Here is a 14606-nt window from a genome sequence, read left to right as displayed (position 1 = left end):
CAGGGCCAGATCGTAGAACAGAACCGAGCCGGAGGCGTTTTTCAACAACCCCAGATCCGAACGCACGCAGCCGTTTCTGAGGCAGTTTTAGGGCGCTGACGCGAATGGCCACCGGGCGCGGCGCTACGCCCGGCTCAGCGGTGGAAATACGTCATGTGAAACGCCGACTGTTCGGGATCGCGCCCAAACGTCTGCGACACCGGGCAGACACGCCGGGCCTTGCAGCCCTCAGACAGGCAATCCCTGCCTGCCTGGGTATTCAGAAATCCATGGCAGGCCGCAACGTCATAGCCCCGTGCGGCACTTAGCGCATCCACCGGGCACGCGGTCATGCAGGGCTGATCCGCGCAAGTCTCGCAGGGCGACCGTCCCGTCGCAGGCAGCACGATTTTCTGCGAAAATCGCAGCGCGCCGCGATAGGATACCATCATTCCGGCAACGTCATGCACCAGCATCCCCGCCGGGCTTTGCCATGCGCGGCCCGACTCCACCGCCCAGCGCAAGAACGGCAAATACGGCGGCCCGCCAAATGGAAATAGCGCCTCGGCCCCCAGTGCCAATGCAAGATCGCCGATCACCCGCCGCGACCAGCGATCGATAGGGTCGGGGGCGCCGTCCTGCATTTCCGGGGTGGCGATCATCATCGGCCAGAAACCGGGTGAGGGCCCCAGCAGAATTACTGTGCCGTCATCCTCATGCACGCCGCCCATGACATCGAGGCAATGCCCGGCGGCGGCCCGGACGATGTCATCGTAATCCGGCGCGTTCATGCGCGGATCATCGAGCCTGCGCCATGGTCCGTGAACAGCTCCAGCAGCGGCGCGTTGGGCACGCGGCCATCCAAAATAACGACCGCCCGCACGCCGCCCTCTATTGCATGCAGGGCCGTCTCTGTCTTGGGGATCATGCCGCCCGAAATCGTGCCATCGGCGGTCATCGCGCGCACCTGATCCGCCTTGAGGTCGGTGATCACATTGCCATCGGCATCGCGCACCCCGTCGACATCGGTCAGCAACAGCAGGCGGTCAGCCTTCAGCGCAGCCGCAATGGCGCCCGCCATCGTGTCGCCGTTGATATTGTAGGTCTCGCCATTTCGGCCTGCGCCAAGGGGGGCGATCACCGGGATCGCATCGTCGCGGAACAGCGTTTGCAGAATGCCCGGATCGATCTTGCTGGGCACGCCGACCAGCCCCAACGCGGGATCGGCCGGATCGCATGTCACCAGATGCGCGTCCTTGCCCGACAGACCCACGGCGCGCCCGCCCTGCGCATTGATCGCCTGCACGATCCGCTTGTTCACGCGGCCCGACAGGACCATTTCCACCACTTCCATCGTGGCCTCATCTGTCACCCGTTTGCCGTTCACGAAGTCGGATTGGATCGCCAGTTTCTCCAGCATTTCGTTGATCATGGGGCCGCCGCCATGCACGATCACCGGATTCACGCCGACCTGCCGCATCAGCACGACGTCGCGCGCGAATGTCTCCATCGCTGCGTCGTCACCCATCGCGTGGCCGCCGAACTTGATGACGACGATCGCCTCGTCGTAGCGTTGCAGATAGGGCAGGGCCTCGCTCAGGGTGCGGGCGGTCGAAATCCAGTCACGGTTCATGTCACGTTGCTTCATCGTTTGATCCATCCTCGGTCCGTTATCCCCACTCGCGGCGCGGTGCGCAAGGCTCAGACCAGATCAGCAATGGTGGCGCGCAGCGTGGCGATGCCCTCGCCCTTTTCGCTGGAGGTCAGGATCATCTCGGGGAAGGCGGCTGGATGGCGCGCAAGCTGCCCGCGCACCTGTGTCAGGATATCGTCCAGTGCCGTGCCGCGCAGCTTGTCCGCCTTGGTCAGCACCACCTGAAACGTGACTGCTGCGCTGTCGAGCAGTGACATGATTTCGTGATCCACGGCTTTGACGCCGTGACGCGTATCGATCAACACGAACGCGCGGCGCAGGTTCTGGCGCCCTGACAGGTAGCGTTTCAGCAGCGCCTGCCATTTTTCGACGACCGGTAGCGGCGCGTTGGCATAACCATAGCCGGGCAGATCGACGAGGTAATGACTATCGGCCAAGGTGAAAAAGTTCACCTCCTGCGTGCGGCCCGGTGTGTTCGATGCCCGCGCCAGTGCCTTGCGGCCCGTCAACGCGTTGATCAGCGTCGATTTTCCCACGTTCGAACGGCCGGCAAAGCAGACCTCGATCCGGTCCGCCTCGGGCAGGCCCGACATGGCGACGACGCCCTTCAGGAAATCCGTTTCGCCCGCGAACAGGATGCGGCCCCGCTCGGCGGCATCCTGCTCGGGCTCATCCGCAATGGGGAAGGGAAGCGTTTCCATCACAGAACCTCTGCGGTGTCTTGAACGGCGATCTCGCCGCCCTGCATTACAACGGCGTAAACGCCGAATTCCTGAGTGCCCCGATATGTCTTCAACGCGCCCAGCGTATCGGCGTCCCGTTCGCCCGTCTGCGGGTTCGCGGCGGTGGCAAGGCAGCGCACGATATGCTCGCGCACCTCCAGTTTGGTACCGCCGATATGCAACGTTTTGCCGATCCACTCCCGCTCGGTCCAGGGGGCCAGACCGTCCAGAACAATATTGGCGCGCCAGCGCGTCAGATCCAGATCCTGCCCGATCTTCTCCGAAAGATCACGGCTTGAGGCGCTGTTGACGATGCTGACGGAGGCAAAATCGCTGTCGGTGATGCCGCGGTCCGTTGCCTGTACGAGGCGCGCCGGTGCTGCCCGGTCTTCGGGCATCAAAGGGCGGACCCAATCCAGAAACGCCTGCGCGTCGCCGTCCGGATCGAACGTCAGATCGGGGCGGTCGGGGTGGCGCAGCGTGACGGTGCCGGCTGCTTCATCCGACACCGCGCTGATCGCCATGAGTTGCGGCGCCTTTGCTGCGCGGGTGAAGTTCTGGCATGGCGCCCAGCCCGTATCGCTGACGCGGGCCTGTTCATGGGCGACGGCCCAGCGGCGATCCCACGGGATCGTTTCCCCTTCGGTCAGGATCACGCGGCCCAGCGCCTCGCGACCATGGGCCTTGATCGGGTGCCGCCAGATCGCGCCCACGCGCGCCGTCATTTATCGCCCTTGGTCGTCTTACCCGGCGCCTCGGTCTTCGGCTTGCGCTTGAACCCATCGAGGATGTTGCCGAACACGTCAGGCTTGTAGCCTTGGCTGCGCATGATCGCATATTGTTGCGTAAAGGTGATCGTGTTGTTCGCGATCCAGTACAGCACGAGGCCGCTGGCAAACTGGCCCAGCATGAACATGAACACCCATGGCATCCAGGCAAAGATCATCTTTTGCGTGGCGTCGTTCGGTGTCGGGTTCAGCTTTTGCTGCAGCCACATCGAGATACCCAGAAGGATCGGCAGCACACCCAGCGAAACGATGGCCAGCGGCGAATCGGCGCCGGGGGCCGCGTAGGGCAGCAGGCCGAACAGGTTCAGGATCGACGATGGGTCCGGCGCGCTGAGGTCTTGGATCCAGCCCAGCCACGGCGCATGGCGCAGCTCCAGCGTGACGAAGATCACCTTGTAGAGCGAGAAGAAGATCGGGATCTGAAGCAGGATGGGCAGGCAGCCCGATGCGGGGTTCACCTTTTCCTTCTTGTAAAGCTCCATCATCGACTTTTGCATTTTCTGCTTGTCGTCGCCGGCCTCTTCCTTGAGCTTTTCCATCTTCGGCTGCAGCTCTTTCATGCGCGCCATGGACACGTATGATTTGTAGGCCAGCGGCAGCAAAAGCGCCTTGATCATCAGCGTCAGGCCGATGATGGCCCAGCCCATGTTGCCGATCATGTTGTTCAGGTAGTGGAGGACGGCAAAGATCGGCTTGGTCAGGAAAAAGAACCAGCCCCAATCGATGGAATCGACGAATCTGTCGACGCCGTCATCGTTCTGATACTCGCGGATCGTCTTCCATTCCTTGGCACCGGCGAACACCTCCAACCGGGTGCTGGCGCTTTCGCCGGGGGCGAGGGTCTGGGTCGGCATACGTGTGGTGGTCTGGTAGATATCGCGCGCTGAATCATGCAGCGTGGTGACGTTGAAGCCGCCCGTGTCGCGCGGAATCAGCGTCGTCATCCAGTATTGATCGGTTATGCCGGTCCAGCCGTTCTGCTCGACCGCGATGGTGCGGACATTGTTGGCCGGGTCGAAATCGTCGTAATCGGTTTCCGTCAACTCGCCGTCGGCCATACGGATGCCGCCCTCGTGCAGGATGAAGAAACTCTTCAGATCCTTGGGCAATCCGTGGCGCGCCAGAATGCCGTATGGCGCCAGCGACACCGTGTCGGTTCCGGTGTTGCGGGCCGATTGCTGGATGTCGAACATGTATTTGTCGTCGACCGAGATGGTGCGGGTGAATTGCAGGCCTGCGCCGTTGTCCCAGGTCAGCGTCACAGGCGTTTCGGGCGTCAGAATCGCGCCATCCTCGACCTGCCAGGACGTGTTCGCGCCCGGTACGAGGTCGCGGTCCAGTCCAGTGCCCGGCGCCCAACCAAACAGGGCGTAATAGGGCGCATCGCTCCCGACGGGCGACAGAAGATCGACAATTTTCGAGTCGGGCTTGATCGTCTCGCGATAATTTTTCAGCGACAACTGATCAATGCGGCCGCCCTGCAGCGAAATGCTGCCTTTCAGGCTGGGCGTGTCGATTTCGACGCGCGGTGCATCCGCGACCTGTAGGTCGGTGTTGTCGGCGTCGGGCGCTGCGCCGGGGGTGCCATCAGCCACGCCGGGTGCGGCAGCGATACCCGGCTCAACCGCGGGGCCATCTGCTGGCTGGCTGGTTGCGGCAGGCGCACTGACATCCTCCGGGGGGGCGTCCGGGGCTGGGAACAGCACGAACCACAGCATGATCACGACGAAGCTCAGCGCGGTGGCGAGAATTAGGTTCTTGTTCTGATCGTCCATTCCTGGAGGCCACTCATCTGTTGGGAAGTCACGGGTGGTTCAACAGAGTGCGGCCCCAAAGGTCAAGGAGATTCCGGGCAAAGCGTCCATCCGGCACAGGGTTCATCGCGTTCTTCAACTGATCCGGCGGCGAATTGGCGGCACAGCCGTCAGCTTGGCGAGGTGGGCATGCATCCAGTCCGCCGTCTGGTCCAGCGGCATCGGACGCCCGATACCATAGCCCTGGACATGGCCGCAGCCCAGCCGCGCCAGCACCGCATGTTCGCCCGATGTTTCGACCCCTTCGGCCAGCGTGGCAAGGCCCAGATGCTCGGCCATGGTCAGGATCGCCGCGACCATGCGCTGTTGTTCGGGGTCGCGGTCGACCTTCATCACGAACGACCGGTCGATCTTCAGCCGCTGTACATCAAACCGCCGGATGGACGAGATCGAGGCATGCCCGGTGCCAAAATCGTCCAGATCGATCTGGCAACCCAGCCGCGATAGCCCGGCAATGTTGCGCACAACGGTGTCATCAGGCGATGATGCGACGACAGTCTCCAGTATTTCGACGGCCAATCGGTCAGCCGACAGCCCGAAGCGGTCCAATTCCCATTCGATTTTTTTGACGAGGCCCGGATTGCGCAGTTCTTCGGGGGCGAAGTTGACGCCGACATGCGGCACGTCCAGCCCGGCCGCGTCCCATGATTTCAGCGCCGCCAGCGCGTTATACAGTATCACCTCGCCCAATCGCTCCATTTTGCCTCCTTGCTGGAGGGCGGGCAGAAATTCGGCTGGGGAAATGAGGCCGCGTACCGGGTGCGACCAGCGCGCAAGCGCCTCGAAGCCGCTGACGCGGCCTGTATCCGTCGAGATTTGCGGCTGATACCACGGCTGAATCTGGCCGTTTTCCAGCGCCTCAGCGGCTTCGCGTATCAGATCGGCATCGCAGGTGGTCGATGGTCGCGTCATGTCGCGACTGTAAGCGCGGGTGGCCGATGGCCCGTGGCGGCGTGCCTCGGCCAGGGCAATGATGGTCGCGTTCAGCAGGGCCGGTCCGGTCCGGTCCTGCGTGCTGGCATCTTTGAGCCCGGTGTCGATGGCAAGGCCGACAGAGGCGGTGACATAGGCGGTCGCGCCGTCGATGGCGATGGGGTCCTCCAGCGTGGATTGCAGGCGACCGGCCATGTGCAGCATGTCGCCGAGGTCCAGTTGCCGCACCGGTGCCACGCAGATGGCAAAGATATTCTGCTCTACCCGAAAGACCGCATCGCGGCTGCGCAGGGCCGAACGCAGGCGGTCTGTCAGTTGCGTCATCATTGCATCGCACGTGCCGTCGCCGAACCTGCCCAGCAAGGCGTCGTACTCGTCCAGTTCCAGCAAGATGCAGCCCGTTCGGCGCGACGTTTCCACCGCATTGCGGACCGCCGCGTTGATCGCCTGATCGAATCCTTCTTCGCCCGGTTCCGAGGCGGGCGACCGACGGGGACTGAATAATGTGGGCCAAAATACGCCTGAAAAGGCGAGGCATATGGGAAAGCCGAGCGCGATCATGATCAGCATATCTTCGCCGCCGAGCCAGAAGCCGCACAGCACCAGCGCAGGCAGGAACGCAAGGATCGCAGGGCCAGTCTGCATCTCGCGCAGGCTGGCACGCAGGGCAGTCAGTAACGGTCGGAACGGCAGGGACATCGGGCAGCGCCTTCTCAGATTGCCCGGCCACCCTACGAACGCCCTATCAACAGTCGCTTAACGCAAACGTGGAACATCCCCAAAATTTTCATCGCTTTTTACAGACCCCAAGGAAAGCCCGGCGAAATCAAATAGCTGAGGGTCCAGAAGGTGGGATGGCCGCGCGTTCATCAATGCGCGGAACATCACTTGACGGCGCCCGGGGCTGTTCGCCTCCCATCCGTCGAGGATCTGTTTGACCTGCTGGCGTTGCAGCCCGTCCTGACTGCCGCACAGATCGCAGGGGATGATCGGATAGTTCATCGCGCGCGCAAATCGCTCGCAATCGGCCTCGGCCACATGGGCGAGGGGCCGGAAGACGAACAGATCGCCCTCCTCGTTGACCAGTTTGGGGGGCATCGTGGCAAGGCGCCCGCCGTGAAAGAGGTTCATGAAGAACGTTTCGAGGATATCGTCGCGGTGATGGCCCAGCACGACTGCGCTGCACCCTTCCTCGCGCGCCACGCGGTACAGATTGCCGCGCCTGAGCCGCGAGCAAAGCGCGCAAAACGTGCGCCCTGCCGGGATTTTGTCAACCACGATGGAATAGGTGTCCTGATACTCGATCCGGTGCTTTACCTGCATCTTTTCCAGAAATTCAGGCAGCACCGTCGCCGGAAATCCCGGCTGTCCCTGATCCAGATTGCAGGCCAGCAGATCGACCGGCAACATGCCGCGCCATTGCAGCTCGTGCAGGACGGCCAGCAGCGTATAGCTGTCCTTGCCGCCCGAAAGGCACACCAGCCAACGCGCGCGCGGACCTTCGCGGTCGACCATGCCGTACTGGTCCACCGCCTCGCGCGCGAGGCGCACGATGCGTTTGCGCAGCTTGCGGAATTCCGTACTGCGGGGCGCCCCGTAAAAGAGCGGGTGAATGTCGTCGGCATCATCCAGCATGGGCTTGCTGTAATCCACACATGGCGGCCAAACAAGGGGGGAACGTTGCCTTGCGGTGGCGCGTTGTCGGCGTGAATGTATCATGAAAGGAGACTCCATGACCCGCTCAGGATTGATGATGGCAACAGCCATGGCCGGGGTAATCGCCAGCAGCGCCAGCGCGCAGCCCGGCGCAATGGCGATGCTTAAGGGGCAGGACGGGCAGGACGTCGGCCATGTCATCATCAGCCAAGGGTCAGCCGGCACGCTGTTTCACGCCGAATTGTCTGGCCTCACCCCCGGTTGGCACAGCCTTCACGTGCACGAAGTCGGCTCTTGCGAGGAAGGTTTTGAAGCTGCGGGCGATCACTATGCGCCGGATGGCAACGGCCATGGCCAGCTGGCCGAAGACGGCGCCCACGCGGGTGATTTGCCCAACATCCACGCAGGATCGGATGGCACGGCCATGGCCGAATTCTACAGCAGCCGGTTGACGGTGGCGGAAGGCGCGGCGCCGCTGATGGACGAAGACGGATCGGCCATCGTGATTCATGAAAATGCCGACACCTATCAGACAGATGCAGGGGCCGGAGGGCGCGTAGCCTGCGGTGTGATCACGCAGACCAAGTAACAGATGCGCTTGCAGGCGCGTCAGTCAGGTCGTCTCAGTCGGGTACATTATCGATGCCCGATCCGCCCCACGGGTGGCACCGCGCGATGCGTCGCAGCGTCAGCCACCCGCCTTTGACACCGCCATGTCGCGCAAGCGCCTCAAGCGCATAGGCGCTGCATGTCGGATGGTATCGGCAACCATGACCCACCCATGGGCTGAAGATCAGACGATAGCCACGCACCGGCAGCGCAAGGCACCACGCCAGCGGGGTCATTTGGGAGGTTGGTGAAGTTTGCGCAGGGCATAGGCCAAATCGCCCTTGAGCGCGTCAAACGGACGCGAGGCCGTCGCATCTGCGCGGCCTATCAGTACGTAGTCCCAACCGGGAAGACCCTTGTCAGACAGAACCGCGCGGGCGGCCTCGCGCAGGCGGCGTTTGGCACGGTTGCGCGCCACTGCGTTGCCAACCTTTTTCGAGCAGGTAAAGCCAACGCGAATGCCCTCTGCAACCTCGGTATCGGGGCGGCGGCGGGCCTGAACCATCATCGAGGCGGTGCCTTGCCGACCGGCGCGGGCCGCGCGCAGGAAATCCTTGCGCGTTTTCAGCACGGTCAGCGGGCGTTGCGCCTGATCTGTGGCAACAGGACACGACAAAACCGCCGGGGACGTGCACCCGGTCGATGGAACGGGGGCCTCCGGCGGTGTCATCTCGTCGTCCAGTCTACAGGCGCTTATGCGCTCAGCGACTTGCGGCCACGGGCGCGGCGCGCATTCAGGATCTTGCGACCGGCTTTGGTGGCCATGCGCGCACGAAAGCCGTGGCGCCGCTTGCGAACCAGGTTCGAGGGTTGAAAGGTGCGTTTCATCGCTCCGTCTCCAAACTTTGTGCGGATGGACGCGTTCTTGAGGAATCGCGCAGCATCCGGGTATATCCGAAGCCCGGTCTATAGTAGGGGCATTTACCCAAGTCAAACCCCGGCCAGCCATTTATTGCAACAAAATCGCAGCGCCCGCCGCCGCGATGTTACAAAGGACGCCCAAGTACGCCTAGGAGCGGCCTCCGTGGTCACAGGTGATCAATGGCGCGTGATATGGCTATTCAGCGGGCCGGGATGGGGTCATCTAGGAAGGCAGGCGTATCAGAAAAGGAATTTCCATGCAAAAGGCCGGCCCGACCCGCAAGCATCCGGTGCTGCGCCACGCGCCGCTGGCGTTGATCGTTCTGATAGCGGCCATTGGTGCGTTCACCTTGCGGGACTACCTCAGCTTTGAGACGCTGCGCGAGAATCGCGAGGCGCTGCTGGCGTATCGGGATGCGCATTTTGCGATGATGGTGGCAGTGTTCATCGGGGTCTATGTTCTGATCGTTGCGTTTTCATTGCCCGGCGCGGCGGTTGCGTCGGTCACCGGGGGGTTCCTGTTCGGGATCGCATGGGGAACCACGTTTAACGTCGTCGCGGCATCCCTGGGCGCCATCGCGATATTTCAGGCGGCCCGCATGGGGCTGGGTCAGTCGCTGGCCGCCAAGATGGAGGCAAGCGACGGTACGCTGAAGCGTATAAAGGACGGGTTGAACGAGAATGAGATCAGCGTTCTGTTCCTGTTGCGGCTGGTGCCTGCGGTGCCGTTTTTCGTGGCGAACCTGCTGCCGGCGCTGGTTGGCGTGAAATTCCGCAACTTTGTGCTGACGACGGTGCTGGGGATCATCCCCGGCGCGCTGGTGTTCACATGGATCGGCGTCGGGTTGGGTGAGGTGTTCGACCGGGGTGGTAGCCCGGATCTGAGCCTGCTCTGGGAGCCGCAGGTGATCGGGCCGCTTCTGGGCCTCAGCGCCTTGGCCGCGCTGCCGATCGTGTTGAAGGCGTTTCGCCAGAAGAAGGGTATTTAGGCCAATGAAAAACATCGAAACGGATATTCTGGTGATCGGGGCAGGATCGGGCGGCCTGTCAGTTGCGGCGGGGGCGGCGCAGATGGGCGCGCGCGTCGTGCTGCTGGAAGGGCACAAGATGGGCGGCGATTGCCTGAATTACGGCTGCGTGCCGTCCAAGGCGCTGATCGCGGCGGGCAAGTCGGCCCATGCGCAGGCCCATGCCAGCCGCTTTGGCGTGGCCGATGTTGTGCCGGATGTGGATTACGGGGCCGTCATGCAACATGTGCAGGACGTTATCGCCACCATCGCCCCCAACGACAGCGTCGAGCGGTTCAAGGGGCTGGGGGTGAAGGTCATTCAGGAATACGGCGCGTTTATCTCGGGCAGCGAAGTGCAGGCGGGGGAGGTCGTTATTACCGCGCGGCGCATCGTGATCGCCACCGGGTCCAGCCCGTTGGTGCCGCCCATTCCCGGTCTGGATACCGTACCCTACCTGACAAACGAGACGCTGTTCGATCTGCGCGAGCGCCCCGAACATCTGCTGATCGTCGGCGGCGGGCCGATTGGCATGGAAATGGCGCAGGCACATCGGCGGCTGGGCTGCGCCGTGACGGTGATCGAAGGCGCCAAGGCGCTGCTGAATGACGACCCTGAAACCGCCGCTATTGTGCTGGATGCCCTGCGCGGTGAGGGGGTCGAGATCGCCGAGGATGCATTGGCCAGTGAAATCCGCGGAACGGCGGGTGCCATCGAGGTCGAAACCAGGGACGGGCGCGTGTTCAAAGGTTCGCATCTGTTGATGGCGGTGGGGCGCAAGAGCAACGTGGACCGGCTGAACCTGACTGCGGCGGGTATCGAGACGACGAAACGTGGCATCAAGGTGGACGAGCGGCTGAAGACCACCAATAGCCGCGTTTACGCCATTGGCGACGTGGCGGGCGGCCTCCAATTCACCCATGTTGCGGGGTATCACGCGGGTATCATCATCCGCTCGGCCGTGCTGGGCCTGCCTGCCAAGGCAAAGACCAGCCACATCCCATGGGCCACCTATACCGCACCCGAGCTGGCGCAGGTCGGTCTGACCGAGGCCGAGGCACGCGAGAAACACGGCGCCCGGCTGGAGGTGGTGCGGCACGAATACACCGAGAACGACCGCGCCATCGCCGAGCGCAAGACAGCCGGGCTGATCAAGGTGATGGTCGTGCGCGGGCGCCCCGTCGGCGCGTCGATCGTGGGGGCGCAAGCGGGCGAGTTGATCAATCTGTGGGCTTTGGCGCTGGCAAACGACATGAAGATGAGCCAGATTGCAGCCATGGTCGCGCCCTATCCAACACTCGGCGAGGTGAACAAGCGTGCCGCCGGCGCCTATTTCAGCCCACGTTTGTTTGACAGCGTCTGGGTCAAGCGCGCGGTGCGCGCGGTTCAGCGCTGGCTGCCATAGGCAAGGGGCGAGGCGGCAGATGAACACACTCTCCGGCCGTTTTCTGATCCTGACGGCGATCTTCGTGATGCTGGCCGAGGTGCTGATTTTTGTGCCGTCGATCGCCCGCTTTCGCGAGGATTTCCTGCTGTCCAGGCTGGAGCGCGCGCAGATCGCATCGCTTGCCCGGCTGGCCGGCGACGACATCAGCCCCGAGTTGGAAGAAGAGCTGCTGGCCAATGCCGGCGTCTACAACGTCGTCCTGCGCCGCAATGATGCGCGCCAGCTGGTGCTGTCGTCACCGCTGCCCTCGGCCATCGCGGCGACGTTTGATTTGCGCGATGCCGGTGCGGTGACCCTGATCCGCGATGCGCTGATGCGGCTATGGCGTCGCGGCGACGAGGTGGTACGCGTGATCGGCTCGCCCGTGCGCAGTGCCGGCATGCTGATCGAGGTCACGATGGAGACGGGCACCCTGCGCACCGCGATGATAGATTATGGCCTGCGAATTCTGGTGCTGTCTGCCGTCATTTCCATCATCACCGCGGTTATGCTGTTCCTTGCCGTGCGCGTGTTTCTCGTGCGGCCCATCAGCCGCGTCGTCACCTCGATGAAGACCTATGCCGGCGCCCCGGAGGACGCGCGCGGCGTCATGGTGCCGGGCTCGTCCATAACCGAGCTGCGCGAGGCCGAGGAAACGCTGGCCCTGATGCAGAACCAGCTGATCAGCGCCCTGCGCCAGAAGGAGCGTTTGGCCGGCCTGGGCGGCGCGGTGGCCAAGGTCAGCCACGATCTGCGCAACATCCTGACCAGCGCGCAACTGTTCACCGACCGGCTGGAGACGTCACAGGATCCGATGGTCAAACGCATGGCGCCCAAGCTGGTCAATTCCATCAGCCGTGCCGTCAACCTGTGCGAATCGACGCTGGCCTATGGCAAGGCCGAAGAACCGGCGCCGCGCCTGTCACGGTTCGCCCTGCTGGATATCGTGACGGACGTAATCGACAGCGAACGGCTGTCGGCAGGGGATGTCGATATCAGCTTCTCCGAAGATGTACGCGCGGGATTTCAGCTGCGCGCGGACCCCGAGCAACTGTACCGTGTCATCGCCAATCTGGTGCGCAACGCCCGTCAGGCCATCGTAGCAAGCGGTAAACCCGGCGAAATCTCTGTTCAGGCGGACGACACCGACGATGCCGTGCTGATCCGTATCAGCGACACCGGCCCTGGCCTGCCGCCCAAGGCGCGCGAGCATCTGTTCACCCCCTTCCAGGGCGGCGCGACCAAGGGAGGATCGGGGCTGGGCCTGACCATCTCGGCCGAACTGGTCCGCGGCCACGGCGGCACCCTGACGCTGGAGCACACCGGAGAGGGCGGTACGTCGTTCCTGATCGTGTTGCCCAAAGGTGATCTGGCCTAGCGCCATATTTTCTGCCGATCCCCTCTTGCAAAGCCCAATCCCAGCCGGTAATCCCTGCCGCGTGGACCGATAGCTCAGCTGGATAGAGTACCTGACTACGAATCAGGGGGTCGGGGGTTCGAATCCTCCTCGGTCCGCCACAATTTCCCCCTGAAAATCCAGGTAAGCATCTGAATACAATAGATAATATCGCGATTCTTGCGTCTTGACTCTAACTATTTGCATGACGTTTCGCATGACAAATTGCATGACATTGGTCTATAAGTGTGGAGCCGATGTCATGGGGTTTCGCGATGCAAAAAGACTTGAAGCTGACCAACCGGGGCGGTGTCTGGTATCTTGTGAGGCGCATCCCGAAGCGGTTTGAACCCGTCGAGACCCGTAAACGTATCGTGTCAATCTCACTTGAAACGGACTCCCACCGACTAGCACGGGACAAGGCGGCTGGCGTCTGGCAGGCGCAGCTTGACCATTGGCAGGCCAAGCTTGATGGGCGGTCCGCGGATGCCCGTATTGCATATGAGGCAGTCCGCAAGGTGGCACAGGGACGGGGCTACAACTATCTTCCGGTGTCGCGGGTTGCGAATCTTCCTGACGACACGTTGTTGAATCGGATAGATGCCATCACGGAAACAGACGGCAGCTTCGACCCGATCGAAGTTCAAGCCTTGATGGGGACGGTCGAAGATCCTCCGCTCCTTATGTCCGAGATCTGGAAGGAGTTTTACAAGTTGACGCCGGACCGAAGATTGGGAAAATCCCGCGACCAGATCAGGAAGTGGGAAAATCCATTCAAGCGGGCGATTAACCGCTGGATTGCGGTAAACGGTGACGGTGCGTTGACCGCCGTCAGGCGGGACGACTTTCTATCGTTCCGGTCTTTCTGGATTGAAAAAGTCGATCTTGAGGACCGTTCCAACAATACGGCGAACAAGGACTTTGATAAACTAACCAACGCCCTTCATACGGTGATGGACGGTTTGGGGTTGGATCTGATTCTGCCCATCCCCAAGCGCAATTGGCGACTACCGAAAGTCGATCCGGTTTCGCCGCCGCCGTTTTCCTCGGAGTGGATTCAGGACAAGATTCTTGCTCTCCGAGCGCTCGATGGGCTCAACGATGAAGCGCGCGCAATCCTATTGATTTGCGTAAATACAGGAGCACGTCCTTCCGAAGTCGCGACCCTCATGCCTGAGCGTATCGCATTGAGTGCAAACACCCCGCATATTCAGATTCGGGCAGACGGGCGTGTGGTGAAGACCAAGAGAGCTGTTCGCGACATTCCACTTGTCGGTGTCGCCCTGGAGGCCGCCCGGAAGTTTTCCAATGGGTTTCCACGGTATCGCGATACCCCGTCATCGCTATCCGGTATCCAACTCAAATACATGCGCAACAACGGCCTGATGGAGACAGAGGATCATGTTATCTACAGTCTGCGCCATTCATTTGAAGGCCGGATGCTGAAGGCCAACTTCCCGGAGCGTGTCAAAGCGGACCTCATGGGGCATGATATCAACCGTGAACGCTATGGTGCGGGTTTGCCGCTGGCAGACATGGCGGCACTGTTGGACAGCATCTCGTTCTGAGCTGCCAGCACGTGCGGGCGCTGATCTGAGCCTTTGTCTCTTTTGCCTGTCTTGTCACGGCCTCTGCACGCATTTCCTCCAATCGTGCCCACACAGGGCCTAGGGCTGGATCATGAGGGAGGGCGCGAGCGATCTTGGACATTGCGGCTTCGATGCGCGTGATATGAACGGCGTCGGAAGATGCAGCGGTGGA

General features: G+C 62.2%; 15 protein-coding genes and 1 tRNA gene. 6 read left to right on the top strand and 10 right to left on the bottom strand.

The genetic code is table 11. The annotated features are described in order from the left end of the window. Positions 1–134: 134 nt before the first annotated feature. From FGD77_RS05325 to ttcA, 7 genes are all read right to left on the bottom strand, one after another. On the bottom strand, positions 135–770 hold the full coding sequence (locus tag FGD77_RS05325) for a ferredoxin (RefSeq protein ID WP_255007107.1): 636 nt from the start codon (positions 768–770) through the stop codon (positions 135–137). Then, positions 767–1627, bottom strand: coding sequence for an acetylglutamate kinase (gene argB / locus FGD77_RS05320; RefSeq protein ID WP_255007105.1), 861 nt, complete (start codon positions 1625–1627; stop codon positions 767–769). Before argB ends, FGD77_RS05325 begins: the two co-directional genes overlap by 4 nt. A 53-nt stretch (positions 1628–1680) precedes the next feature. Continuing rightward, positions 1681–2334 carry a ribosome biogenesis GTP-binding protein YihA/YsxC gene (gene yihA / locus FGD77_RS05315; protein WP_255007103.1) on the bottom strand — a complete coding sequence of 218 codons (654 nt, stop codon included), beginning with the start codon at positions 2332–2334 and terminating at the stop codon, positions 1681–1683. Continuing rightward, positions 2334–3080: an MOSC domain-containing protein gene (locus tag FGD77_RS05310; RefSeq protein ID WP_255007093.1), complete on the bottom strand. Its 747-nt coding sequence runs from the start codon at positions 3078–3080 to the stop codon at positions 2334–2336. The genes yihA and FGD77_RS05310 overlap by 1 nt, the downstream gene beginning before the upstream one ends. Continuing rightward, positions 3077–4918 (bottom strand): membrane protein insertase YidC, encoded by a 1842-nt coding sequence (gene yidC, locus FGD77_RS05305; protein WP_255007090.1) that lies wholly within the window; start codon positions 4916–4918, stop codon positions 3077–3079. Before yidC ends, FGD77_RS05310 begins: the two co-directional genes overlap by 4 nt. A gap of 114 nt (positions 4919–5032) precedes the next feature. Next, positions 5033–6589, bottom strand: coding sequence for a bifunctional diguanylate cyclase/phosphodiesterase (locus FGD77_RS05300; protein ID WP_255007088.1), 1557 nt, complete (start codon positions 6587–6589; stop codon positions 5033–5035). Positions 6590–6646: 57 nt separating this feature from the next. Further along, positions 6647–7525, bottom strand: coding sequence for a tRNA 2-thiocytidine(32) synthetase TtcA (gene ttcA, locus FGD77_RS05295; RefSeq protein WP_255007086.1), 879 nt, complete (start codon positions 7523–7525; stop codon positions 6647–6649). A gap of 97 nt (positions 7526–7622) precedes the next feature. On the opposite strand from ttcA, the gene FGD77_RS05290 reads away from it, so the two are divergent. Further along, entirely contained in the window at positions 7623–8135 is a 513-nt protein-coding gene (locus tag FGD77_RS05290) for a superoxide dismutase family protein (RefSeq protein WP_255007084.1), read from the top strand. Between the two features lie 34 nt (positions 8136–8169). Here the strand turns inward: FGD77_RS05290 and yidD are convergent, their stop codons facing one another. From yidD to rpmH, 3 genes are read right to left on the bottom strand one after another with little or no spacing between them, the layout of a single operon-like run. Beyond that, complete coding sequence (yidD, locus tag FGD77_RS05285; RefSeq protein ID WP_255007082.1) at positions 8170–8391, bottom strand: membrane protein insertion efficiency factor YidD; 222 nt, start codon at positions 8389–8391, stop codon at positions 8170–8172. Then, positions 8388–8825: a ribonuclease P protein component gene (gene rnpA / locus FGD77_RS05280; RefSeq protein ID WP_255007080.1), complete on the bottom strand. Its 438-nt coding sequence runs from the start codon at positions 8823–8825 to the stop codon at positions 8388–8390. Before rnpA ends, yidD begins: the two co-directional genes overlap by 4 nt. Before the next feature lie 23 nt (positions 8826–8848). Further along, positions 8849–8983, bottom strand: coding sequence for a 50S ribosomal protein L34 (gene rpmH, locus FGD77_RS05275; protein ID WP_012177012.1), 135 nt, complete (start codon positions 8981–8983; stop codon positions 8849–8851). A 290-nt stretch (positions 8984–9273) separates the two neighbouring features. Between rpmH and FGD77_RS05270 the strand changes: the two genes are divergently transcribed. The 5 genes from FGD77_RS05270 to FGD77_RS05250 all read left to right on the top strand — a co-directional run bounded on the left by FGD77_RS05270 (position 9274) and on the right by FGD77_RS05250 (position 14413). Next, entirely contained in the window at positions 9274–10005 is a 732-nt protein-coding gene (locus tag FGD77_RS05270; protein ID WP_255007078.1) for a TVP38/TMEM64 family protein, read from the top strand. Positions 10006–10009: 4 nt separating this feature from the next. Continuing rightward, a complete protein-coding gene (locus FGD77_RS05265) occupies positions 10010–11428 on the top strand; it encodes an NAD(P)/FAD-dependent oxidoreductase (protein ID WP_255007076.1) in 1419 nt (472 codons plus the stop codon). Positions 11429–11447: 19 nt separating this feature from the next. Next, positions 11448–12827, top strand: a complete 1380-nt coding sequence (locus FGD77_RS05260) for a sensor histidine kinase (protein ID WP_255007074.1) — start codon at positions 11448–11450, stop codon at positions 12825–12827. A 63-nt stretch (positions 12828–12890) separates the two neighbouring features. Continuing rightward, positions 12891–12967: transfer RNA gene (locus FGD77_RS05255), tRNA-Arg, on the top strand. Between the two features lie 153 nt (positions 12968–13120). Beyond that, on the top strand, positions 13121–14413 hold the full coding sequence (locus FGD77_RS05250; protein ID WP_255007071.1) for a DUF6538 domain-containing protein: 1293 nt from the start codon (positions 13121–13123) through the stop codon (positions 14411–14413). The last annotated feature ends 193 nt before the right edge of the window (positions 14414–14606 follow it).

The organism is Roseovarius sp. M141 (genome assembly GCF_024355225.1).
Taxonomy (GTDB): Bacteria; Pseudomonadota; Alphaproteobacteria; order Rhodobacterales; family Rhodobacteraceae; genus Roseovarius.
The sequence above is the reverse complement of the archived record's forward strand: the minus strand, read 5'-3'. Positions and strand labels throughout refer to the sequence as shown.